Genomic DNA, 22,749 nt, shown 5'->3' on the forward strand with positions numbered 1-22,749 from the left:
CTGGCCGGACTCCGGATCCGGAACCGCCGCGCCCGTCAGCTCCGTGCCCCGGGCGCGACCGCCTCCGGCTCCGTACGGGACGAGTCGGAGGCAGCGCGGGGCGTGCCGGAGACGCGGCCGGCGCGCTGGGCCGGGACGAGGAGTGCGGCCAGTGCCGCGGCGAGGCAGAGCAGCGCGAGCAGGCTGAAGCCATGGGTGTACCCGGACGCGTACGGCAGGCCCGAGGGCTGGAGGCGGCTGGTCACCAGGACGCTGGTCACCGCGGCGCCGATGGACCCGCCGATGGTACGGATGTTGGCGTTCATGCCGGTCGCGGCGCCGGTCTGTTCGGCCGGGACACTGCCGACGATCAGGTTGGCCATCGAGGCGAAGGCCAACCCGATGCCGAGGCCGAACACGCCCGCAGCGAGGGCCACTTGCCACTGCTGTTCGTGCCAGAGGGCGAGAATGCCGCAGGCGACTGCGCCGAACGCGGACCCGGTGATCAGCAGCTTCTTGGCACCCAGGACGGGCTCCAGACGGCCGCTCAGCACCCCCGAGCAGAACATCGCGATCAGCATCGGCAGCATGAGCAGTCCGGCCGCCGTGACGCTCGCGCCGAAGCCGTAACCGGCCGAGCGGGGCGTCTGCACGAAGCCGGGCAGGAAGGACCAGATCGCGTACATGCCCGCACCGAACAGCAGCGCGGCCGCGTTCGTGGTCCACACGGCGGGCAGCCGCATGATGCGCAGATCGATCAGCGGGCTGTGGGAGCGCGCCTCGGCGAACAGCCAGAGCGCGAACAGCGCCACGGCGGCGACGAACAGAGCGATCACCCTGCCCGATCCCCAACCCCAGTGGCTCGCCTGGCTGAGCGGCAGCAGCAGGGCCACCAGCCAGCCCGACAGCAGGACGGCGCCGAGCCAGTTGACGCTCCCCTCGGCCCGGCGGGGCGACTCGGGGACGTAGCGCAGGGCGATCAGTGTGGTGACCGCGACGATGCCGACGGGGAGCCAGAACAGCCAGCGGTAGTCGAGCGCGGTCACGATGGGGCCGGCCGCCACGATGCCGACACCGCCGCCGGCGGCGATCACGGCGGACAGGTTGCTGATGCTGCCGCTCACCTCGGACGGGGCGAACTCGTCCCGGATGATGCCGAAGGACAGCGGGAACAGGGCGCCGCCGATGCCCTGGACGACCCGGGCGACGATCAGTACGCCGATGGTCGGCGCGAGCGCGGCGAGCAGACAGCCGATCGTCACGATCACCAGGACGGCGACCAGGGTGCGCTTCTTGCCGATCAGGTCACCGACCCGGCCGAGGATCGGGGTGAAGACCGAGGCGGACAGCAGATAGGCCGTCATCACCCAGGTCGCGGTGGACTGCGAGGTGTGCAGCGCGTGCTGAACGGTCGGCAGGGCCGGCGCGATCAGCGACTGCAGCATGGCGAACACGCCGGCACCGGTCGCGAGGACCGCGAAGGTGAGGCGTGTGGACTTGCGGGGCATGAAAAGCCTCTCCGAACAGGCGAACAGGGCGCGGCCGAGCTCATCCCGCGGCAGTCGTACGGACCGGGCGCTGCGGGGCAGCACTGGGCACGCCGACGGCCGCGGGGAGCTGTCGCGGAAGGGTGTGGGTGGACGGGCGGTGCGGTCGGCGCAGGGCCCGCGGTGAGATCGATACGTCCGATACGGCGGTGCTGTCGCGTCGGTGATGCGTGCGGCCGCACGCATCCACGGCGAGTGCACCCCGGACTGGTAAAGTGGAGGTACCCCTCCACTGTAGCGGAGGCGTACCTCCGTTTCAACCTCGTCCCGCCATGGGAGGCCCCAGTGACGGCTCAGCCGTTCCCCGTCAGCGAGATCGTCGCGTCCCGGCGACCGCACCGGAAGGACGCCGCCCGCAACTACGACGCGCTGCTGGAGGCCGCGCGCGAGGCGTTCGCGGAGAACGGCGCGGAGGCGTCCCTGGAGGACATCGCCCGTCGCGCGGGCGTGGGCATCGGCACGCTCTACCGGAACTTCCCGACCCGCCGCCACCTGTTCGAGAGCGTCTACGCGGGCGAGGTGAACGACCTGTGCCGGGTGGCTCAGGAGGTCGCCGAGCTGGAGCCGTGGGAGGCGCTGAGCTCGTGGCTGCGCCGGTTCGTGGACTACACCGTGACCAAGCGGGCCATCCGCGAGGCGCTCAACGACGAATCGGAGATCTTCCTGGCCTGCCGGGACTCGATGTACCAGGCGGGCGGCCCGCTCTTCGAACGCGCCCAGAAGGCCGGCGAGGCGCGCGAGGACATGGACTTCGACGACCTTCTCCGCATGATCGCGGGCATCACCGCGACGAACTTCCTCGACGACGCCCAGCGCGACCGCGTCCTGACCGTCGCCCTGGACGGGGTCCGCACCGCCCGCTGACGCGCAGCCACCGCCACCCCCCGCGCCCCGTGGTAACTTCCGTATACAAGGTGTATGCGATCCCTGGGGGTAGTGGTGGCGTCCGGTCGGGAGAAGGCGTATGCGTACCTCAAGGACACGGTGCTGACGGACCCGGCGATGCAGGGAGAGTTCCTCTCCGAACAGGACATCGCCGATCGGATCGGAGTGTCACGCACCCCGATCCGGGAGGCCCTGCTGCTGCTCGCGGCCGAGGATCTCGTCGAGCTGGTACCCAAGCGCGGTGCCCGGGTGGCACCGCTGTCGGGCCGGGAGATCTCCGAGTTGATGCAGCTGCGCGGGATCGTCGAACGGTACGCGGCCGAGCATGTCATCGCGGCGGGGCGGGCTCCGGTGCGGGAACTCGGCGAGCTGCTGGACCGGCAGAGCGCGCTGAGCGGCCCCGACCAGGCCAAGGAGTTCATCGCCGTCGACCATCTCTTCCACGCCACCCTCGTCTCGGCCGTGGGCAACGCCCTGCTCGACCGGCACTACGACGGGCTGCGCAGCCGCCAGGTCCGTGCCGGAGTGGTGGCGCTCTTCAACCAGCACGGCCGTCAGGCCGCGGTGCTGGACGAGCACCGGGAGATCCTGGACGCGCTGGCGGCCGGTGACGCATCGGCCGCGCGCACGGCGATCGACAGTCATCTGGACTCGACCCTGAAGATCCTGCTCGCCGGCTAGGCAGGTACGGGTGGGGAGGGACCGGGGTCCGGTCCCTCCCCACCCGCCTGACCGGCTGTCAGGCCCGCTGGTCCGCGGGATAGGTGAACACGAGCATGGTGACGCCCGCGGCCGTCGTCCACGGACCGTGCGGCATCCCCGGCGGGCGGCACGCGTACGAGCCCTGCGGAAAGGTCTCGTCGAGCGTCAGGTCGTGCAGGTCCCCTTGGAGGATGTAGACCTCCTCCCAGAAGTCGTGCCGGGTCACCCCCTGCGCGGAGGTGTCGGTGCCCGGCTCCCAGCGGACGAGTGTGGTGCTGTGAGCGCCGGACGCGTCCTTGGCGAGTACGCGCTGCGCGACCCCCGGGGCGGCACCGGCGGGCACCGTCCACGGCCCCACGGGCAGATGGAATTCGAGCTCCGGTTTGCTCATGAGGCCCGCCCCAGGCGGCGGTTGGCCAGCACGGACGTCTTCTCCCGGACCGCCGCGACCTCTTCGACGTTCAAGTCGGCGAGCAGCAGGCCCGGTTCCGCGCCCAGGCAGTCGCGTACGGTTCCGTCGGGACCGACCACCATGCTGTGCCCGATGCCCGTCGGGGCCGACGCGTCGGCGACCACTCCCCCGGCCGCCGGGTCGGCCTGGTCAACCGCCGCGACCCACACGGTCGCGTCCAGGGCGCGGGCCCGCACCAGCAGCTCCCACTGCTCACGCTTGCCCGGCCCGGCACCCCAGGAGGCGGCCAGCACCGTCGCCACGGCGCCCTCGTCGGCATGCGCCCGAAAGAGCTCGGGGAAGCGGACGTCGTAGCAGGTGGCGAGGCCGATACGGACGCCGTCGACGTCGATCGTGACGATCCGCGAGCCCGCGGCGACGGTGTCGGACTCGGCGTAGCCGAAGGCGTCGTACAGATGGATCTTGTCGTACGCGGCCTCGACTCCCGGTCCGGTGGCGAGCAGGGTATTGGCGACCCGTCCCTCGGGGGCCGGGGTGAACATGCCCGCCACCACGACGATGCCGGCCTCGGCAGCGAGCGCGCGCACATCGTTCGCCCAGGGGCCGTCGAGCGGCTCCGCGACCGGCGCCAACGGGGTGCCGAAGCACGCCATCGACGCCTCGGGGAACACGACTGCGCGGGCTCCGGCCTCAGCCGCGCGCCGGGCGCCGTCCTTGATGAGTTCGAGGTTCTTCTCGGGGTCGGGTCCGCTGGTGAACTGGCTCAGGGCGATACGCACGGGCGGCCTTTCTGCGTCGATGGGAGTCGGTGGGAGTGGATGGCGTGCGTGGGAGTCGGTGGGACCCGGGCGAGGATCAGGAAACCTCGGCCGCGTACGCCACGCGCTGTAGCTCTGCGCCCCCGGCGTCGTCGGCGTCGCGGCCCAGGCACAGTCCGGCGATGGTGACCGCCGCCGCGACGGCGATGTACAGCGCCAGGGGAACCCAGCTGTCGTAGGAGCTGAGCAGAGCGGTGAACAGCAACGGTGCGACCGCGCCGCCGATGAGGCCGGCGAGCGTATAGGCCAGCGAGGAGCCGGTGTAGCGCAGCCGGGGTGAGAACTGCTCGGCGATGAAGGCCGCCTGTGGCCCGTACATGAAGGAGTGGATGACCAGGCCGCCGACCACGCCGCCCATGAGCAGGATCCAGCTGTGGCCGTCGACCATGAGGAAGAACAGGAACGGCCACAGGCCCGCCGCCACGGCGGAACAGCCGTACAGCAGACGTCGGTTCACTCGGTCGGACACGGCGCCGGCGAGCGGGATGAGGAAGACCTGCAGCGACGATCCGACGAGTACGGCCGTCAACGCGGAGCCGCGCGCCATGCCCAACTCGTCGGTGGCGTAAGTAAGCACGAAGACGGTGAACATCGCGTACAGCACGTCCGGGCCGACCCGGCACAGAATGGCCGCGAGCAGGGCGCGCGGCTGGGTGATGAACACTTCGCGGATCGGCGCCTCGGGCCGGCTGTGCTCGGCCTCCATGGCCTTGAACACCGGCGTCTCCTCCAGCTTCGCCCGGATCCACAGGCCGAAACCGACCAGGACGCCGGACATCAGGAACGCCACCCGCCAGCCCCAGGACAAGAACTGATCCTCCGTCAACAGAGCGCCGAGCGCGGCCAGTACGCCGTTGGCCAGCAGGTTGCCCGCGGGCGGTCCGACCTGGGCCGCGGAGGCGTAGAAGCCGCGGCGGCGCGGGTCGCCGAATTCACTGGACAGCAGGACGGCGCCGCCCCACTCGCCGCCCACCCCGACGCCCTGCGCGAAGCGCAGCACGACCAGGGCGATGGGCGCCGCCACGCCGACCGTGCCGTACGCGGGCAGCAGACCGATCAGGAAGGTGGCCGCGCCGATCAGGACCAGCGTGGCGATGAGGACCTTCTTGCGGCCGATCACATCGCCGAGCCGGCCGAAGACGAAGCCGCCGAGCGGACGGGAGACATAGCCGACGGCGTAGGTGGAGAACGCCAGGAGGGTGCCGGTGAGGGGGTCCTCCGAGGGGAAGAAGAGGTCGCCGAAGACCAGCGCCGCGGCGGCGGAGTAGACCGCGAAGTCGTACCACTCCAGAGCGGTGCCGGTGAGGCTGGCGAAGAAGGCGCGGCGGATACCGGAGCGGCCGGCGGGCGCCGCCTCGGTGGCCTGCTGTGCGTGCTGCATGCTGCCTGTTCCTTGCGTCGGGGGACATCGACCTTGTGTCGGGGGACATCGACCTTGTGTCGGGGGGCATCGACCTTTCGGCATACTTCTTGTATACAGGTCGTATGCGCAACCCCCGCGCAGGAAGTTAACCGCTTCGAAACCGACTTCCGAGACAGACCCGAGGCCGACTTCCGAGACCGCCCCTCCACCCGAGACCGACCCCTTCAGGAGTTCCCGTGGCCGTGCTGACCTTCGAGCTGCCCGACGGTTCCACCCGTGATGTCGACGTCCGCCAAGTGCTCAACGCCGGATACGCCGGGCGCAGTCAGGACGACGTAGCCGCGCACGTCGCCGAGCTGGCCGAGCTCGGCGTGCCCGCGCCGTCCGTGACCCCGGCGCTCTACCCCGTCTCCCCCTACCTCGCCCAGCAGACCGACCGCGTCGCCGCCCAGCACGCCCGCACCTCCGGCGAGGCCGAGTGGGCCCTGGTCGTCGCCACGGACGGGGAACTGCTGCTCACGGCTGCCTGCGACCACACCGATCGGGACCTCGAAGTACACGGCGTCGCATGGAGCAAGAACGCCGGCCCGGATGTGCTCGCCCGCCGTGCCTGGCGCCTGGACGACGTCGCGGCACGCGTCGACGACCTCACCCTGCGGGCCTGGGTCACCCACGGCGGCACGGAGACCGAGATCCAGCGCGGCACGCTCGCCGAGCTGCTCACCCCGGACTACTGGGCCGAAGTACTGCGCTCCCGGGGCGACTTGGTCCCCGGCACCGTCCTCATCTCGGGGACCATCCCGATGACCGAGAACGTGGACCAGTTCGCCGAGGCCTGGCGGGTGGAGTTGGGCGACCCGGTCACCGGGGACACGATCGGCCTGGCCTACGACGTGGTGCCGATGCCCGAGCCGATCGGCTGAGGAACGGCATTCTGTCTGCCGACTGTATTCCGTATACTGACGCCACTCGCATGGCTCCAACTCGGAGGAAACATGGCAGAGCTCGACCCCGAGGTGGTGCTGGGAATGGCTGCCCAGGCACCCGACGGCATAGTGATCATCGACGGCGAGGGACTGATCCGCTATTGGAACCGGGGTGCGGAGCGCATCTTCGGGTTCTCGGCGGCCGACGTGGCCGGTCGCAATCTGGACGTCATCATTCCCGAGAAGCACAGGAAGCGACATTGGGACGGCTTTCGGACCGCCATGGACCGAGGGGCCACCAAGTACGGGGAAGCGGACCTCCTGACAGTTCCCGCGCTGGCGGCGGACGGCAGCACCCTGTCCATCGAGTTCAGCGTGGTGCTGCTGGCCGCTCCTGACGGTGGCGCACACGTCGGAGCGGTCATCCGGGATGTCACCGCGCGACGAGCGCGGGAGCGGGAGATGATGCGGCGACGGGCCGAGGCCACCGCGGACCGCACGACGGTCTGATCAGCGCCGAGCAGGAAAGCGCTCGCGGTTTACGGAGCCGTGCGCGTAGGTTCGAATCCTGCCGGGGGCACCCTGTATGAGGTGCCCAAAGGCCCCGCCATCAGCGCTTTAGCTGAGAACGGGGTCTTCGCGTAGGTGCAGGCGGATGCCGCTGACAGCAGCCGTTTGCCAGTGATCACGTAATGACGACGTAATGATCTTGGTGGGCTTTCCCGCAGGTCAGCAGCCATTCCCGGGGACCCTGAGCGTAGCCCTGCGGCCTATACGTGGACTGACGAACGGGAGCCCCGAACCTCTCCGGTCCAGGGCTCCCGTTCGTCGGTCATGTCGTTGTGTCAGTCCGGGGCATCCTCCTCCCCCAGACCCTGCATGATCCGGTCGTTCATCTCCTGCTCCTGGCCGTCGATGCACTTGGCGTAGATCTTGAGCAGGACGTCCACCGAGTGTCCCGCGCGAGCGGCGACCTCCGGCGCAGGAACACCGGAGTTGAGTCACTGGGAGACTCCTGCGTGACGGAGGTCGTACGGCCGGAAGGCCAGGACCGACGACACCTGATGCGGCATGAGTGTCAGTTCCCGAGCCTGCTTCCATGCACGCGAGTACGACGAGGCCGCGATCACGTTGCCCCGCTCGCTGGAGAACAGCCGGCCGTCCTCCGCCGTACCGAACTCCTTCAGATGCTCGCGGAGCAGCCGAACCAGCGGAGGAGGAATCGGAACAGTGCGCACCTCACCCTCGGCTCGCTGCTTCAGACCACGCCGGTCGTGCGCCTCGCCGGAGTCGGTCCACGCCTTACCTGCGGCGGGACGGGTCCAACGCGCTGTGCGGGACCGGGATCTGATGCCACGGCAGCGTATTGAGCTGGGTAAACGCGGTCGGCTGGTTGCCCTTGATCACAGCGATGTAGTGCGCCTTCTTATCCTGCACCAGCCAGCGCACCTGGTCTTGAACGCTGTGCAGCGCATCGAAGGTGACCACGGTGCCTTCCAGGTCCAGCTCGGCCAGCAGCGGCCGGAAGGCGGCGGTCTCGTTGGTCTTGGAGTCCACCTCCCGCTGGGCCACGGTGACCGCGGGGGGCGTGGGCGACGGCCGAGAGCAAGTGGCGGTGTCGCCGGTCGTGGCGGGCGGAGCCTTTCAGCGCCTTGCCATCCACCGCGATCGCCGGCCGGGCCCCGGCGGGGCCGGGCCTGGAGTCGGGCTGGTGTTCGGCCAGGTAGGCGCCGATGGCCGCGTCCAGGGCGTCGGCGTCGAGGCCGGCCAGACGATCTACGCGATCTGGGAACTTGAAACCCCCTGGGTCAGCTCCGCAATCTCTCGCTGGCCACCCCCGACCAGTATCCGCTTCCGTAGACCCGAACTCACTCAGCTGACAGCTCAAGCGAGGCTCCGGTCGAGCCCACACTGGCGTTCACGGACTCCGCCTACCTACTCCTGATTTCACCCCGTTCTGACCCTGCCACGGAGCGCTAACAGAACGACGCCATACGGCGGTCACATCCGCACCAGTGAAGCGCCGCGCTCGGGGTGTCACGGTGGGCTATACCCCAGAGAGACGCCAGCGAGAACGGACGCCGAGAAGCCGTCCGGGTCTGGGTGCACCACTACAACCACCATCGGCCTCGCACCGCCTGCGGCAATCAGCCCCCGGCCTCACGCCTCCACGCCGGCGTCGACAACGTCATGACCAACTACAGTTAGCGGCCAGCACTGCCGCGAGGCCCTCTTGCAGATCCTTGACGAAATACTCGGGAACCTCCAGCGACGGGAAATGTCCCCCGGTTTCGGGCGACCTCCATCGGACGATCTGTCGGTACCGCTCCTGTGCCCAGGCGCGCGGACACTTCTCGATGTCGCGGGGATACATACTGATTGCTGACGGGACGTCGACCCGAAGTTCGGGGTCGAGCGAGTTGTGGCTTTCGTAGTAAATGCGGGCTGACGATGCGCCGGTTCGCGTCAGCCAATACAGCGTGACGTCGTCAAGAACGCTGTCTCTGGAAATCGTCTCGAACGGGCTATCTTCGGTATCTGTCCACTCAGCGAACTTGTCAAGGATCCAGGCGAGAAGCCCGACTGGTGAGTCGACGAGCGAGTATCCGATGGTCTGCGGTCGGGTCGCCTGCTGCTTCGCGTACGCCGCGTGGTGGCGCCAGAAATCGCGGGTTTCCTCGGTCCATTTGCGCTCGGCCGCCGTCAGCCCGTCCGTTGTCAACCCGGGCGGTGCCTGCGCGGTCGTTGTGTGGATGCCGAGAACGTGCTCCGGGAACCTGCCGCCAAGGACCGTGGTGATCACACCTCCCCAGTCGCCGCCGTGGGCTACAAACTTGCTGTAGCCGAGCCTTGCCATCAGGTCCACCCATGCGGCCGCGATCTTTTCGATTCCCCACCCGGTGGTGGCCGGCTTGTCACTGTAACCAAAACCTGGCAGCGACGGGACTACGACGTGGAACGCTGGTGCGTCTGCGTTTTTCGGATCTGCCAGTTCGTCTATTACATGGGTGAACTCAGAAATGCTGCCTGGCCAGCCGTGTGTCAAGATCAGAGGGGTGGCGTCTGCGCGGGTGGATCGGCGGTGCAGGAAGTGGATTCCCAGATCGTCAATGGCCGTGCGGAACTGGCCGATCTGGTTGAGGCGCGTTTCGAACGACCGCCAGTTGTACCCGGTGCGCCAGTAGTTCACGACGTCCACGAGGTCGGCAAGAGGAACGCCCTGTTCCCATCGGTGAGGGTCGGGCGCGGCGCGGTAAACCGTCTCAGCTTCCGGCAGCCGTGCTGCGGCCAATCGCGCGCGCAGGTCGTCGAGGTCAGTGTCGGTTGCGTGGGCTTCGAATGCTTGCACGTCGCTGGTTTGACGGTTCATGAGATGCCCCCGCCGAGGTGAGCTGACGTGGTGACAACGCCACGATCAATGGCGGCCGCAGCGTCGGTGACGCACCAGTGCGTGGACATGAGACCTCCTGGTCATGGGTGGAACCGGCTTGGGACCTGTCGGAACCGGCTAAGACGGTTCTAGCAGGTCTCGATGTCGGCGTGCAACCAGCTAAGGTGGTTCCATGAATGCTCGGTTCCCTGACTTCCGCCTCGGTAAGGTGCTAGCGACCAGCTTCACGGGGACTCTGTCGGAGCGTCATGGCGACGCTGTGGAGCGCATTCCCGCGCCGCACCGACTCGTCGACTGGCTGGCGGTGAATGGCCTCGCCGTGGAGTCCTGCACCACTGCCCAGCTCGAACGCGCTTGGGAGCTGAGGGAGTCGATTCACGCCGCTGCGACAGCGGCCGCGATCCAGGACGCTCTCCCTGTGTCTGCTGTCCAAGTCATCAATGACTGCAGCGTTCAGGGTCGGGCCGCGGCTATCTTGACGCCCGAGGGTAAGCGGCGATGGCGGCTCAGCTCGGCTTCCTGCGTGGAGGATGCCCTAAGCGTTATCGCCGCCGACGCGATCAGCATCATCGCAGGCGAACGAGACGGAAAATTGGCCTTGTGCGCATCGCCAACCTGCCAAGCCGCCTTCTTCGACACCAGTCAAAGTCGCACCCGTAAATGGTGCGACATGAACACGTGCGGGAATCGTCAGAAGAAGGCGCGCTTCAATGCCAACAATCGCAAAAACGCCAGATCGGCAAAGTAATCGTTACTCTCGGTACATCCAGCCCCTCACGTCTGCGACACATCTGTCGCTTTGGGAGCACCCCAACGGCAGCACTAAGCTAAGCAGCTCCGCGCGACCAACATCGCCAAGTCCACCCGCGCCATCCGGGAGCTACCCGAACGAGCCGCCCGGATCCTTGGTATCCCCGACAGCCTTCACTTTTCGGGAACTTGAAGCCGCCCTGTTCCTGCACGCGTGTATTGGCTGAGGGGTCCCGCCCTCATACCCCGCCCCCTGGTGTCGGTCACCGCGGCCGCCGCTTCGGACCTCACCATGGTCGCGCGCCTGCGGTTGCGATGCATCCCGTGTTGTGCGGGGTGATCGGGGTGGTGGCCGGTGGGACGATGAACGGCGCCTCGGGATGCCATGATGGGGCAAATGGGTGAATTGCCGACCCTGCCGGGTGGTCATACCGTGGATCCATGGCTATCGCAACGACGAGTCCTGTGACAGGTGAGGTCCTCAGGAGTTTCGACGAGCTGACCCCCGAGGAACTCGAAGAGAAGCTCGCCAGGGCGGCGGCCGCGGCCGCCTCGTACCGGCTGACGGGCGTCGAGCAGCGGGCGGAGTGGCTGCAGCATGCCGCCGACCGTCTGGAGAAGGAGGTCGAGAGCGTCAGCGGGATGATCACCACGGAGATGGGCAAGACCTTCCGGGCGGCGGAGCAGGAAGTGGTCAAGTGCATTCACGGGCTGCGCTTCTACGCCACCGAGGGCCCCGCATTCCTGCGGGATCTGGAGGGCGACGGCCAACGCGTGGGCGCGAAGCAGACGTTCGTCACGTACCAGCCGATCGGTGTGGTGCTCGCGGTGATGCCGTGGAATCTGCCGTTGTGGCAGGCCATGCGGTTCGCCGCGCCCGCGCTGATGGCAGGGAACGTGGGTCTGCTCAAGCACGCCTCGAACGTGCCGCAGTGCGCCCTGTACCTGGAGGAGCTCTTCCGTGACGCGGGCTTCCCGGACGATGTGTTCCAGACCCTGCTGATCTCCGCGAGGAGGGTGGAACAGGTGCTGCGCGACCCGCGGGTGGCGGCCGCGACGCTCACGGGCAGCGAACCGGCCGGACGGTCGGTGGCCGCCATCGCCGGCGACGAGATCAAGAAGGTGGTCCTCGAACTCGGCGGCTCCGACCCGTTCATCGTCATGCCCTCCACGAACCTGGAGCAGGCCACCGATGTCGCGGTCAGGGCACGGACCCTGAACAACGGTCAGTCCTGCATCAACGGCAAGCGCTTCTTCGTGCACGAGGCCATCGGCGACGCGTTCATCGAGATGTTCGTGGCGAAGATGGGGGCGCTGGTGGTGGGCGACCCGATGGACGAGGCCACCGACGTCGGCCCCCTGGCCACCGAGTCCGGCCGGCAGGACGTGGAGTCCTACGTCGACGACGCCGTCGCCAAGGGCGCGACGGTGCTGCTGGGCGGCGAACGCCCGGACGGGCCGGGCTGGTTCTACCCGCCCACCGTCCTGACCGGCATCACCCCGGAGATGCGGATGTACCACGAGGAGGTCTTCGGCCCCGTGGCCCAGGTGTGGACGGTCTCCTCCCTGGAGGAAGCCCTGCGGGAGGCCAACGGGCACCCCTACGGCCTCGGCTCCAACCTGTGGAGCGAGGACGAGGCCGAACGCGAACTCTTCGTCCGCGACGTCCAGTCGGGCATGGCCTTCATCAACGGCAACACGACCAGCTACCCCGAGATCCCCTTCGGCGGCGTCAAACGGAGCGGCTACGGACGCGAGTTGTCCGACCTCGGCATGCGGGAGTTCATGAACGCCAAGACCGTCTGGATCGGCCAGGACGCCTGAGCCGGACAGGGACCGGGCGGTCTGTCGGCAACGGGGGCCTGCGCGCCGCTTGTCGCCGCGGGTGTGTCCGCCGAGCGTAGGGAGGTCCGCCGATGAGTGGTACGAACCGGACGACGCCGTCCGCGCGCAACATCGCGGCGGCAGGACTGGGGCTGCGGGCATGGAATCGCAACCGCGCCGCCGCCGAACCACTGGCCGCGGTCGGAGCCGCGGTGTGTGACACGCCGGCCGAGGCCTGCCGCGGCGCCGACGTCGTACTGACCGCGCTCGCGAACGAGAAGGTGGTCGCCGACGTGATGGACCAGGCCCAGGACGGCCTGGCCGGCCACCCGGTGTGGGTGCAGACGTGCACGGTCTCCCCGGACGGAGGGCGCCGTCTCGCGGACAGGCGGCCTGGCTGGACGTCCCGTACGTCGAGGCCCCCCTCCTCGGCACCAAGGAACCTGCCGTGGCCGGCACCCTGACCATCCTCGCCGCCTCTCCCCAGCAGGAGGCGCGGGAAGAGGCGAGACCGGTCCTGGAGGCGGTGGGTACCCGCACGGTGTGGCTGGACGAGGTCGGCCAGCCCAGCAGCCTCAAACTCGCCTACAACGCCTGGGTACTTGCTACCGTCGAGGGCATCGCGGAGTCCCTCACCCTCGCCGACGCCCTGGGGGTGGACCCGCACCTGGTCATCGACGTCATCGACGGCAGCGGCCTCAACAGCCCGTACGTGCAAAGCAAGGGCCCGAAGATGCTTGACGACGACCTCGACACCCCTTCCTTCCCCCTGGAAGCGGCGGCCAAGGACGCCGGCCTGATCACCGACACGGCCCGCGCCGCCGGCCTGCACCTGGGCATCGCCGAAGTCGTCCGCGAACGCCTGCGCAGCGCGGCCGACGACGGGCTCGGCCGCGCGGACGTCGCCGCGACCTACCGCATGTCCCGCCAGGCTGCCTCCTGACCTGGCCGCCCCTTCGAGAGAGGCTGAAGAAACGATGACCCATGCCGGCCTGGCCGCCGCACGTTCGAGTACGGCGCAACTCGCCGAGATCATCCCCCAGTTGGACGACGGCCAGTGGGAGCTGCCGTCCGCGTGCGCCGGCTGGCGCGTCATCGACGTGGTGGCCCACCTCGCGGCCCTCGCCACCGAGGCCGTGACCCCGCCCCCGCCCGACCCCTCGCTGCCGAAGAACCGCGAGCGCTACCACGACCTGCGCGTCGACGAACGCCGTGGCTGGAGCCATGCCGAGGTCATCGACGAGTGGCGGCGCGGCACCCCCCGGCAGCTGGACCTGCTGGCAGCGGCCCAGGAACCGCCCGGCGCGGACGAGCCCGTCGAGGTGGCCGGGCTCGGGACGTACCCGCGCCATCTCCTGGCGAACACCATGGCCTTCAACGTCTTCTGCCACCTGCGCAACGACCTGCTTGCCCCCGACGGCCCGCTCCCGTTCACCCTGCCGGAACCGGCCGACGACCAGGTCGCCCCCGCCGTCGAGTTCATGCTCGCGGGCCTTCCCCAGATGCAGGGGCCCGAACTCACCGCCACCGTCCAGCGGCCCCTCGTCCTCGACCTGACCGGGCCGGGCGCGACCACCGTCACGATCCTCCCCGCGACCGGAGCCGACGGGCGGCTGACCGTGGCACCCGGCGCGGACGCCGCCACCCGCGTCCACAGCACGGCCCTCGACTTCATCGCCTGGGCCACCACCCGCAAACCCTGGCGCGACCACTGCCGCATCACGGGCGACGCCTCCGCCGCGACCCCGTTCCTCGACCACCTCGACATCATTTGAGCGCCGTTTCCTTCGGCCGCCGGCGGACCACAAGGCGCTGGTGTTCTATCCAGCCGGACACTCGCCGCCGCAGAATCGATTCTGTCCGCCCCGGGCTTCGGCGCGAGTGAGTGCTGCACGTCCGACGAATTCTGGTACTTCGAGAAGGAATGGAACAAAGAGTGCCGCAGCGCGAAGCACGGCAGGATCCTCTCCGGGAAACCGGCGGAGACCGGAAACCCCTTCCTCCGGGCATCGGCTGGACCGAGCTGCTGACCGCTCATATGCGGGCCGTCGAGAGCCGCAGGAAGGACCGTCTCTTCGACGACGCGCTGGCCACCGCCACGGTCGATCTCGTGCGCGGCACCATCCGCACGGACCCGGATGCCGCGCTCCCGACCGGGCCCGACCGGGACAGCGGTGACCTCACCGAGGCGTGGTACATGCTGGCAACCTACCTGGGCGTCCGCACCCGCTTCTACGACGAACGCGTTCTCGCCACCACCGCAGCAGGAATACGCCAAGTGGTCATCGTCGCGGCCGGATTCGACTTACGGGCCGTCCGCCTGGGCCTGCCGGCCGACACCACAGTCTACGAGGTGGACACCGAACCCGTACTGCAGTTCAAGGAAGCGGTCATGGACGCCGCCGGGCTGGAGCCCGGCGGCGGCCGGCGGCCGGTCGCCGCCGACCTGCGCGGCCCCTGGGCGCAAGCGCTGATCGCAAGTGGCTTCGATCCCCTCCGACCCACCATGTGGCTCATCGAGGGGCTGTTCATGTACCTGTCGCCCGAGGACTGCGACCGTCTGCTCGACACGGTCACCCGCCTGAGCGCCCAGGGCAGCCGTCTGGCACTCGAGTACTTCGACAGCACCCCCCGTCAGGACGATGTGGTCACGGTCGACGAGACGGAGTCCGCGGTCATCGGGCGCATCGTGAACTTCTTCCAGGACGGACCGGCCCTGCCCCCCGCCTCGTGGCTGGCGGCGCACGGCTGGGAGCCGGACGTCACCACGATCGCCGACGAGATCGCCTCGCACGGCAGGGACATACCGCAGATGTTCCAGAAGGGCCGCCCGCACGAGACCACCCTCTGGCTGGCGCACGGCAGCCTGCGCTGATCAAGGAAGGACATGGTTGTGAGCAACTGGGGAGCCGATGGCTGGGCGGTCGCGCCCGGCGAGGGCGTGCGCGTGGAGCCCGGCGGCAGTCACTGGCTCGAGGTTCTCATGCGCGGCAAGGAGCTCGACGACGCCGTGGGGGTGTTCGTCTTCACCCATGACGTGATCACCGAGAACCCGCCGCACGCCCACCACGACTTCATGAAAGTCATCTACGTACTGGAGGGCCATTACGACTTCCGGGCCGGCGACGCGACCTTCTCCGGGGGGCCGGGCACCGTGGTCGTGGTACCCAAGGGGAGCTACCACACTTTCACGACCCCCACCGGCGGGCGGGCGCTGTTCGTCTCGTCGCCGGCCGGCAACGAGGAGCTCTTCCTCGAAATGGCCGAGCTGGGCCCGCAGCCCACTCCGGAACAGCTGGCGGACCTCAATGCCCGGTTCCACACCACCGGGTTGGGAGACGAAGAGGCCTCCTGGCGGCAGATGCACGGCGAAGCCTGATCAATTGGCGCCCTCGGACAATATCCTGTGCCCTTCGTCGGCCAGTACGTCTCCATATTCGAAAGCGGCCGATTCCCGACCCCGAAGGGTTCCACCAAAAATCAGGTCGTCCATTTGTGATATCGGGCACGGCCCACCCGGCGGGCATAAAACAAATCCAGCGCAGCGATTTCGAGACGCGTCTGCCGGGTGCGGCGGGCCGCGCTCATCTCCGGGGTGACGCCGTACCTGCTGCTCAGGACCCCCGTATTCCGTGGGGCTACGGCATTCTGCTGGTGGTGCCGGAATCGGGGCTTGTGATCGGGCTTCACACCAATACGGGCAACCAGCACGAGGGATGTCTCGAGGCCCGAACGGGGCTGGACCACGTGTCGTTCCAGGTAGGTACGCGCGCTGACCTCGAAGCCTGGATGACGTGGCTGGACGAGTTGGGGATCGAGCGCACTCCGATCAGGGATGAAAAGGAACCGTTCGTGTACTCGACGGTCGTATTCCGTGACCCGGACAACATCCAGCTGGAGTTCGTCGCCGTCGGCTAGGCGGCGGAATCCGGATAAATCCGGGTGCGCTTGGTACTGCCGATCGAGTTCACCCGGATGGCCCCCGTGCGGGGACAATCCGTCAGCTGCTGTCGAAAATGAAATCCCGGGCGTCGCCCGACGTCCCCGAACCGAAGGACTGGCATGCGAATATCCCGCGAGTCCCGCCGCACCGTGAACATGGCCCGCTGGGCTGCGGCTCTTCTGGCCGTATCGGGTATCGCCTCCGGACTGACAGTCGACACGGCGCAGGCCGGCGGTCCGAGCGGTGATCCCGGCCGGGCGAAGCCCACCATCGTGCTGGTGCACGGCGCCTTCGCCGACGCGTCGAGCTGGAACGGGGTCGTGCAGCGGCTCCAGCAGAACGGCTACACGGTGGCCGCACCGGCCAACCCGCTCCGCGGCATTCCCCAGGACTCGACCTACCTCGCGAGCTTCCTGAAGTCCGTCAAGGGGCCGATCGTCCTGGTCGGCCATTCCTACGGCGGAGAGGTGATCTCGCAGGCCGCCGTCGGAAACGACAACGTCAAGGCCCTCGTCTACATCAACGCGATCATGCCGGACGCGGGAGAGTCCTTCTCCAGCCTCTCCGCGAAGTTCGCTCCCGCCCCGCTCACCAAGGCCCTGAAGCAGGTGCCCTTCCGCAACGGTGACGGCACCACCGGCACGGACGTCTACGTACAGCCGGACAAGCTGCACCAGGTCTTCGCCGCGGACCTGCCCACCAGCCAGACCAACCTCATGGCCGTCACCCAGCGTCCGATCGCGCTGTCGGCGTTCGCGGGCAAGCTCACCGGCGCCGCCTGGCGGAACAAGCCCGTGTACGTCCTCGTCGGCAGGCAGGACCAGGCGATCAACCCGGCCCTGGAGCTGTTCGAGGCGAAGCGCGCGAAGGCCCGTAAGACAGTGGAGATCAACTCCTCGCACGTGTCCCTGGTCTCCCACCCGCAGGCGGTGAAGAACCTGATCGTCGACGCCGCCGAGGACTACATGTGGAAGAAGTGACCTAGGGCGGCCGTATGAGGGTCCGCCCGCTTGCTGACGGACCCTCATACTCCTTCGGGCCAAGGCCGGGCTAGGCCCGCTCAAAGGTGCCGTACAGGGTCGCCCTCGCGAGTGCGTGGCTGAACAGGAGGAACTCCACGAAGGCAGGAGTCGTTGTCCCGGACACCTCCAGTTCCTCCACGTCGACGGCGTGCACCACGAGGAAGTAGCGGTCCGGACCATTGCCCGGAGGCGTTGCCGGACCGAGGTACCTCCTGTAGCCGGCGTCGTTGGCCAGTGTCACCGCGCCACCCGGTAGATCCCTGCCGTCTCCCGCCCCGGCCGGAAGGTCGGTCACGGAGGTGGGCAGATTGGCCACGGCCCAGTGCCAGAATCCCGAAGCGGCGGGCACATCGGGGTCGAACATCGCCACCGTGAAACTCCGGGTCTCCTCGGGAAACCCGGACCAGCTCAGCTGCGGTGAGATGTCCGATCCGCCTGCTCCCAGGATGCCGCTCACCTGCTCACGGGCCAGTTGCTCGCCGTTGGCCACGGAATCGGAGGTCAACGTGAAGGTCCTGATCGGCGGCATGAAATCGTAGGGTCCATAGGGTTTGATCATGGCAATCCTCCGAAATGCAAACAACCCTGACCTGTCGCACCGCTTCTATTTTCTGGCGCCATAATTCCATTTCCGTCTCTTGATGCTCACATACGATACGCGTGCATCGATCGGTCGCAAGTTGCGGATTCCGAGACGTCCGCTCACGCTTGTTATGCAGGTCTCAAACTGGAGGAGCATCCCATGGCCAAGATCCTGTGTGTGACGACTGGCGCAAGCTATTGGACCCTGAAGGACGGGCACCGGCACCCCACCGGCTACTGGGCAGAGGAGTTCGTGGCGCCCTACACCGTGTTCACCGATGCCGGACACGAGGTCACCGTGGCAACGCCTAACGGGGTCATTCCCGTTGTGGACACGATGAGCCTGCGCCCCGGTATGGCGGGGGGCGAGGAGAACTCCCTCCGGGAGGAGGCCGTCATCGAGAAGGCCGAGGAGCTGCGGCACCCCATTTCCCTCAAGGACGTGCGTCTCGAGGACTACGACGCGGTCTACTACCCCGGAGGTCATGGCCCGATGGAAGACCTTTCGGTCGACCCGGACTCCGGGGCGCTTCTGCGGGAGGCGCTCGCCTCCGGCAAACCCCTCGGTGTCGTCTGCCATGCCCCGGCCGCTTTCCTCGCGACCCGTGACGCGAACGGCGACACGCCTTTCGCGAACTACCGGGTGGCGGGTTTCTGCAACGAGGAGGAGGCCGGTGTCGGTTTCGCCGACAAGGCCAAGTGGCTCCTGGAGGACGAGCTGAAGAAGCTGCCCACCGACTACTCGCGGGGTCCCGCCTGGGAGCCGTACACGGTCGCGGACCGCAACCTCATCACCGGACAGAACCCGGCGTCCTCGGGCCCCCTCGCCAAGGAACTCCTCAAGGCTCTGTCCTCGTAAGAGGATCCACCTGATCTCGGCCACAGGAGACGGTGCGCCGTCGGCCGTGAGCTGCGGTCGTGGCCGGGGTCACGCCTGCGGTGCGGAAGAGCCTCTCGAACCTGACCTCGATGCGGATCTGCAACGCCGCCCTGGCCGGACCGGGATCAGACCGAGGCGACGGGGGCCGTGACAAGGACGGGGAGGTCGCCGCTCTCCAGGGCGATGAGCTGGTCCGGGGTGGGGTCGGACAGCTCGGCCACGCGCTGGGCCTGACGTTCGGTCATCTCCTGGAACATCTGCCGGGCGGAGCGGCCGTTGCCGAAGCCCTCGCCGCGCGGGAGGAGATCGAACAGCCGGCCCAGTTCCTCGCGGGCACCGGGGGTGAGTTCGTACCGGTGCTCGCCCGCCTGGTATTCGACGATCGAGACCAGTTCGTCCGAGTTGTAGTCCTCGAAGACCAGGGTGCGGCCGAAACGGGAGGCGAGACCCGGGTTGGAGCCGATGAAGCGGTGCATGTCGCTGGGATAGCCGGCGGCGATCACGATGACGTCGTCGCGGTGGTCCTCCATGAGCTTGACCAGGGTGGCGACGGCCTCCGTGCCGAAGTCGTTGCCGGCGCCGACCGGGGCCAGGGAGTACGCCTCGTCGATGAAGAGGACGCCGCCGAGCGCCCGGTTGAAGGCGGCGGTGGTCTTCGGCCCGGTGTGCCCGACGTACTCGCCGACCAGGGAGGTGCGGTCGACCTCGACCAGGTGGCCGCGGCGCAGCAGGCCGAGCGCCTTGAGGAGCCGGCCGTAGAGCCGGGCCACGGTGGTCTTGCCGGTGCCGGGGTTGCCCGCGAAGACCAGGTGGCGGCTGAGCGGAGGCGCGGGCAGGCCGGCCTCCTCGCGGCGGCGGACCGTCTGCATGAGCTTGACCAGCGAGCCGACGTCGCGCTTGACCTGGTCCAGGCCGACCAGCGCGTGGAGTTCGCTGAGCAGGTCCTGGCCGCACGGAGAACAGCCAGATCGGAACATTCCTGGCCTATGCCTCCTCCAGGGGGTGGGCGTTGATCGACCGCGAGCTCTACATCCCCGCCTCCTGGACGGATGACCGTGACCGCTGCCGCGCGGCCGGGATCGACGACGTAGTCCCCTTCGCGACCAAGAACGAGCACTTCAAGTGGATGCTGCAACGCGCCGTCGACGCGGGTGTCCCGTTCGCGTGGGTCACCGCTGACGAGGCATACGGGCAGGTCAAGCACCTGCGAGCGTGGCTGGAGAAATGTCGGGTCGCGCACGTGCTGGCCACGAAGGTCAACGACACCGTGATCACTGCGCGCGGGGCGGACGCGCGGGTGGACCAGCTGGTCGCCGCGCTGCCCCGCCAGCGGTGGAAACGGATCTCCGGCGGGGCCGGCGCGCACGGCGAGCGGATCTACGACTGGGCGCGTGTCGCGATCCGCCCGCACTGGGAGAACGGCTTCGGGCACTGGGTACTGGCCCGACGCAGCGTCAGCGACCCGGGCGAGCTCGCCTACTACGTCTGCTACGGCCCGGTCACCTCCCGACTGAAAGACCTGGTCAAAGTGGCTGCCGCGAGGTGGGCGGTAGAGGAGTGCTTCCAGACCGCGAAGGGAGAGTGCGGTCTGGACCACTACCAGGTGCGGCTCTACCGGGCCTGGTACCGCCACATCACCCTGGCCATGGCCGCCCTCGCCTACCTGACCGCCATCCGCACCCAAGAAGCCACAAAAGGGGCAATCTCGACGACGAGCAGGACCTCATACCCCTCAGCGTCCCGGAGATCCGCCGGTTGATGGGCCACGTCGTCGTCACGCGCCACTGCCACAGCAACGAGCACCATCTGCACTGGTCACGCTTCCGGCGACGCATCCAGGCCCGAGCCCGCCGCTCCCACTACAAACGCCGAGGCCACATTCTCCAGATGCGGTTGCAGTACTAATGCTCCACCGTCGCCTGGCCCGCGACTACGAAACCCCTCCCGGCCCGCTCCGAAGCCATGATCCACCTCGCCATGACCGACCTCATGGCCCGCCGCCTTACCGGCGAAGCCACCATCTCCTGGCGCGACCCGACACCACAGACTAAACAGTCGATTCCGGGATAAAAGAGTGGGATAAAACGACCTCTGAGATTCAACGAGCTCCAGAATGGAAAGCAACACGTTGATAGACGGGTGTTCCGTTTCCGGCCGCAGCGCTTGAGGTTGACGGGTGCTCATGGTGGTCATTGGCTGTCTGTCATTTGCCCACCGACGCGTCGTACCGAGATTTTGTATGCCAGCCTGTTAGCGTCTCATGATCGCCTCGGTGTCATCTCCGGTGAAATGTAAACAGCTTGCTGATTAGCGTACTCGACTAGAGCGCCTGGGATACGAACAGCGTTAAGAGATGCCAGATTGGATAATTCCGTGTCGCAACCATCGTCATCTGCGCCAGTGGGTCCGCCGCCCGGACTCACCGCGCCCGACCCCGCACCGCTCGGCCTCATCGCGTTCAGCTTGGCGAACATTATCCAGAGCTTCTTCAACATCGGCGTCAACCCGGCCCTCTTCCCGGCCGCGTTCCCGCTTGAGTTCATTGTGGGCGGCCTTGTCCAGATGATCGCTGGAATCGTCGAGTTCAGGCAGGGCAGCAGGCTCGGAGCCACAGCGTTCACCGTGTTGGGTGCGTTCTGGCTGTGCTTCGTCATCTATGCCAAATACGTCATCGTTACTCTGCCCGAGGGACAGGCCCACACAGGGACGGGCCTGTTTCTGCTGCCATGGGCAGTGCTCCTCTTGGTACTCACGATTGCGGCAGCGAGAACGACAGCTGTGCTCCTGGCCGCATTCGTCTCCACCACGGTCACCATTTCCGTGCTCACAGTAGGCCAGTTCGTTCAATCCGACGCACTGATCAGGGTCGGAGGCGGCCTCGGCTTCCTCACTGCAGCGCTTGGCCTGTACGGCGCGTTCGCCGGCCTCGTCAACGGGACCTGGGGTCGACACCTGATCCCGACCTACCCCGACCCCGGCAAACGTCTTGAACACCTTGCCCGCAACAAGTCACGCCCCACCTCGGTCACCTCGTCCGCCGCGGAGCGCCCCGAATTCTCCAGTTGAGGCCGGAGGTGCCGAGTCCTGGCAGCGAGGGCGTTCGACGGCAGGGGTTCCACACCCGCTGGCCTGGCCCGTTCCGGGCCGACCGGGTCAGCGCGAGAGCTTGTGTCGGACTCACCGACCCGATGAAGCCGACACCGCTTCGGCCGTGGTCGGCTTCGGCGGTTGTCGAGCTGTCGGGGGCGGTGGAGCGAGCAACTCCCATTCCCGGTCGGCGTGTTCATGGTGGCCCATCACGGTTCGAGGTCTGGGAGCGTCGGCCGGGCCGCTCACAGCGTTGGCGGTTGCCGGGCCTGGGACTACCGCACACTGGCTTGGGACGGCCGCGAGCAAGACGAGAATGCCTGCGGGGGTCTTGTGGCGGACCACGCCGCACAACGCCTTGACGCCGCATATGCCTGGGGCGACGCTGTCCGTACGCGCGCCATGCCCCTGGAACGCGGACGGGCGGCCTTTCTTGCACTGTCGGCGGCGCAGCAACCCCTGGCAGTTCCTGCCGCTGACCCGCGCTTCGGAGCGGGGGCCCCAGCCGTGCGGGCAGCGGGGGTCGGGCTGTTGTCCACGGGTTAGTACTCCAGCAGCGTTTCGCTATCTGGCCTGGTCAGAGGCGTCGTCCGGAGTGTAGTTGGCTGATGATGCGTCAGGGGCGGTCTTGCCGGACC

The 22,749-nt window shown here is 68.0% G+C and carries 23 protein-coding genes and 4 pseudogenes; 18 read left to right on the forward strand and 9 right to left on the reverse strand.

Going from position 1 to position 22,749, the window contains the following annotated elements:
- Positions 1–35 precede the first annotated feature (35 nt).
- The gene (locus ACZ4RZ_RS36160; protein WP_467751114.1) at positions 36–1,487 is read right to left on the reverse strand and encodes an MFS transporter; all 1,452 of its coding nucleotides are present in this window, start codon (positions 1,485–1,487) and stop codon (positions 36–38) included.
- A gap of 324 nt (positions 1,488–1,811) precedes the next feature.
- Here ACZ4RZ_RS36160 and ACZ4RZ_RS36165 point away from each other — a divergent pair, with 324 nt between their 5' ends.
- Both ACZ4RZ_RS36165 and ACZ4RZ_RS36170 read left to right on the forward strand, forming a co-directional pair.
- Positions 1,812–2,390: a TetR/AcrR family transcriptional regulator gene (locus ACZ4RZ_RS36165; RefSeq protein ID WP_467751115.1), complete on the forward strand. Its 579-nt coding sequence runs from the start codon at positions 1,812–1,814 to the stop codon at positions 2,388–2,390.
- A gap of 75 nt (positions 2,391–2,465) precedes the next feature.
- On the forward strand, positions 2,466–3,092 hold the full coding sequence (locus ACZ4RZ_RS36170; RefSeq protein ID WP_467751156.1) for a GntR family transcriptional regulator: 627 nt from the start codon (positions 2,466–2,468) through the stop codon (positions 3,090–3,092).
- 58 nt (positions 3,093–3,150) lie between these two features.
- Here ACZ4RZ_RS36170 and ACZ4RZ_RS36175 read toward each other — a convergent pair whose 3' ends face one another.
- The 3 genes from ACZ4RZ_RS36175 to ACZ4RZ_RS36185 all read right to left on the reverse strand — a co-directional run bounded on the left by ACZ4RZ_RS36175 (position 3,151) and on the right by ACZ4RZ_RS36185 (position 5,724).
- Positions 3,151–3,504 carry a cupin domain-containing protein gene (locus tag ACZ4RZ_RS36175; RefSeq protein ID WP_467751117.1) on the reverse strand — a complete coding sequence of 118 codons (354 nt, stop codon included), beginning with the start codon at positions 3,502–3,504 and terminating at the stop codon, positions 3,151–3,153.
- A complete protein-coding gene (locus ACZ4RZ_RS36180) occupies positions 3,501–4,304 on the reverse strand; it encodes a carbon-nitrogen hydrolase family protein (protein ID WP_467751118.1) in 804 nt (267 codons plus the stop codon). The genes ACZ4RZ_RS36175 and ACZ4RZ_RS36180 overlap by 4 nt, the downstream gene beginning before the upstream one ends.
- A 76-nt stretch (positions 4,305–4,380) precedes the next feature.
- Positions 4,381–5,724: an MFS transporter gene (locus tag ACZ4RZ_RS36185; protein WP_467751119.1), complete on the reverse strand. Its 1,344-nt coding sequence runs from the start codon at positions 5,722–5,724 to the stop codon at positions 4,381–4,383.
- Between the two features lie 218 nt (positions 5,725–5,942).
- On the opposite strand from ACZ4RZ_RS36185, the gene ACZ4RZ_RS36190 reads away from it, so the two are divergent.
- Together ACZ4RZ_RS36190 and ACZ4RZ_RS36195 are read left to right on the forward strand one after the other, a co-directional pair.
- Positions 5,943–6,629, forward strand: coding sequence for a DUF2848 domain-containing protein (locus ACZ4RZ_RS36190; RefSeq protein WP_467751121.1), 687 nt, complete (start codon positions 5,943–5,945; stop codon positions 6,627–6,629).
- A gap of 72 nt (positions 6,630–6,701) precedes the next feature.
- Positions 6,702–7,142 (forward strand): PAS domain S-box protein, encoded by a 441-nt coding sequence (locus tag ACZ4RZ_RS36195; protein WP_467751122.1) that lies wholly within the window; start codon positions 6,702–6,704, stop codon positions 7,140–7,142.
- A 335-nt stretch (positions 7,143–7,477) separates the two neighbouring features.
- Here ACZ4RZ_RS36195 and ACZ4RZ_RS36200 read toward each other — a convergent pair.
- Together ACZ4RZ_RS36200 and ACZ4RZ_RS36205 are read right to left on the reverse strand one after the other, a co-directional pair.
- Positions 7,478–7,954, reverse strand: a pseudogene (locus ACZ4RZ_RS36200) (tyrosine-type recombinase/integrase); the annotation flags it as partial.
- Positions 7,935–8,189, reverse strand: a complete 255-nt coding sequence (locus tag ACZ4RZ_RS36205; RefSeq protein ID WP_467751124.1) for a hypothetical protein — start codon at positions 8,187–8,189, stop codon at positions 7,935–7,937. The pseudogene ACZ4RZ_RS36200 and the gene ACZ4RZ_RS36205, both read right to left, overlap by 20 nt.
- Before the next feature lie 477 nt (positions 8,190–8,666).
- On the opposite strand from ACZ4RZ_RS36205, the gene ACZ4RZ_RS36210 reads away from it, so the two are divergent.
- Positions 8,667–8,840: an integrase core domain-containing protein gene (locus ACZ4RZ_RS36210; protein WP_467751125.1), complete on the forward strand. Its 174-nt coding sequence runs from the start codon at positions 8,667–8,669 to the stop codon at positions 8,838–8,840.
- Here ACZ4RZ_RS36210 and ACZ4RZ_RS36215 read toward each other — a convergent pair.
- Positions 8,821–10,002 carry an epoxide hydrolase family protein gene (locus tag ACZ4RZ_RS36215; RefSeq protein ID WP_467751127.1) on the reverse strand — a complete coding sequence of 394 codons (1,182 nt, stop codon included), beginning with the start codon at positions 10,000–10,002 and terminating at the stop codon, positions 8,821–8,823. The two genes, ACZ4RZ_RS36210 and ACZ4RZ_RS36215, sit on opposite strands and share 20 nt — an antisense overlap.
- Positions 10,003–10,195: 193 nt before the next feature.
- Here ACZ4RZ_RS36215 and ACZ4RZ_RS36220 point away from each other — a divergent pair, with 193 nt between their 5' ends.
- From ACZ4RZ_RS36220 to ACZ4RZ_RS36260, 9 genes are all read left to right on the forward strand, one after another.
- On the forward strand, positions 10,196–10,771 hold the full coding sequence (locus tag ACZ4RZ_RS36220) for a CGNR zinc finger domain-containing protein (protein ID WP_467751128.1): 576 nt from the start codon (positions 10,196–10,198) through the stop codon (positions 10,769–10,771).
- A gap of 443 nt (positions 10,772–11,214) precedes the next feature.
- Positions 11,215–12,597 (forward strand): NADP-dependent succinic semialdehyde dehydrogenase, encoded by a 1,383-nt coding sequence (locus ACZ4RZ_RS36225; RefSeq protein ID WP_467751130.1) that lies wholly within the window; start codon positions 11,215–11,217, stop codon positions 12,595–12,597.
- A gap of 92 nt (positions 12,598–12,689) precedes the next feature.
- On the forward strand, positions 12,690–13,061 hold the full coding sequence (locus ACZ4RZ_RS36230; RefSeq protein WP_467751132.1) for an NAD(P)-binding domain-containing protein: 372 nt from the start codon (positions 12,690–12,692) through the stop codon (positions 13,059–13,061).
- The gene (locus tag ACZ4RZ_RS36235; protein WP_467751134.1) at positions 13,046–13,540 is read left to right on the forward strand and encodes an NAD(P)-dependent oxidoreductase; all 495 of its coding nucleotides are present in this window, start codon (positions 13,046–13,048) and stop codon (positions 13,538–13,540) included. The genes ACZ4RZ_RS36230 and ACZ4RZ_RS36235 overlap by 16 nt, the downstream gene beginning before the upstream one ends.
- A 34-nt stretch (positions 13,541–13,574) precedes the next feature.
- On the forward strand, positions 13,575–14,372 hold the full coding sequence (locus ACZ4RZ_RS36240) for a maleylpyruvate isomerase family mycothiol-dependent enzyme (protein WP_467751135.1): 798 nt from the start codon (positions 13,575–13,577) through the stop codon (positions 14,370–14,372).
- A 161-nt stretch (positions 14,373–14,533) separates the two neighbouring features.
- Positions 14,534–15,472, forward strand: coding sequence for an SAM-dependent methyltransferase (locus ACZ4RZ_RS36245; protein ID WP_467751137.1), 939 nt, complete (start codon positions 14,534–14,536; stop codon positions 15,470–15,472).
- 18 nt (positions 15,473–15,490) lie between these two features.
- Complete coding sequence (locus tag ACZ4RZ_RS36250) at positions 15,491–15,976, forward strand: cupin domain-containing protein (RefSeq protein WP_467751138.1); 486 nt, start codon at positions 15,491–15,493, stop codon at positions 15,974–15,976.
- Between the two features lie 116 nt (positions 15,977–16,092).
- Positions 16,093–16,515, forward strand: a complete 423-nt coding sequence (locus ACZ4RZ_RS36255; protein ID WP_467751140.1) for a VOC family protein — start codon at positions 16,093–16,095, stop codon at positions 16,513–16,515.
- Between the two features lie 144 nt (positions 16,516–16,659).
- Positions 16,660–17,520: an alpha/beta fold hydrolase gene (locus ACZ4RZ_RS36260; RefSeq protein WP_467751142.1), complete on the forward strand. Its 861-nt coding sequence runs from the start codon at positions 16,660–16,662 to the stop codon at positions 17,518–17,520.
- 70 nt (positions 17,521–17,590) lie between these two features.
- Here ACZ4RZ_RS36260 and ACZ4RZ_RS36265 read toward each other — a convergent pair whose 3' ends face one another.
- Positions 17,591–18,067, reverse strand: a complete 477-nt coding sequence (locus ACZ4RZ_RS36265) for a YbhB/YbcL family Raf kinase inhibitor-like protein (RefSeq protein WP_467751143.1) — start codon at positions 18,065–18,067, stop codon at positions 17,591–17,593.
- 237 nt (positions 18,068–18,304) lie between these two features.
- On the opposite strand from ACZ4RZ_RS36265, the gene ACZ4RZ_RS36270 reads away from it, so the two are divergent.
- A complete protein-coding gene (locus ACZ4RZ_RS36270) occupies positions 18,305–19,003 on the forward strand; it encodes a type 1 glutamine amidotransferase domain-containing protein (RefSeq protein WP_467751144.1) in 699 nt (232 codons plus the stop codon).
- 146 nt (positions 19,004–19,149) lie between these two features.
- On the opposite strand, the pseudogene ACZ4RZ_RS36275 reads toward ACZ4RZ_RS36270, so the two are convergent.
- Positions 19,150–19,968: pseudogene (locus tag ACZ4RZ_RS36275) on the reverse strand (AAA family ATPase); the annotation flags it as partial.
- Positions 19,969–19,970: 2 nt separating this feature from the next.
- On the opposite strand from ACZ4RZ_RS36275, the pseudogene ACZ4RZ_RS36280 reads away from it, so the two are divergent.
- The 3 genes and pseudogenes from ACZ4RZ_RS36280 to ACZ4RZ_RS36290 all read left to right on the forward strand — a co-directional run.
- A pseudogene (locus ACZ4RZ_RS36280) lies at positions 19,971–20,783 on the forward strand (IS701 family transposase); the annotation flags it as partial.
- 142 nt (positions 20,784–20,925) lie between these two features.
- Positions 20,926–21,094: pseudogene (locus tag ACZ4RZ_RS36285) on the forward strand (IS5 family transposase); the annotation flags it as partial.
- A gap of 330 nt (positions 21,095–21,424) precedes the next feature.
- Positions 21,425–22,090 carry an acetate uptake transporter gene (locus tag ACZ4RZ_RS36290; RefSeq protein ID WP_467751145.1) on the forward strand — a complete coding sequence of 222 codons (666 nt, stop codon included), beginning with the start codon at positions 21,425–21,427 and terminating at the stop codon, positions 22,088–22,090.
- The last annotated feature ends 659 nt before the right edge of the window (positions 22,091–22,749 follow it).

Source organism: Streptomyces sp. NPDC027189 (assembly GCF_055566975.1).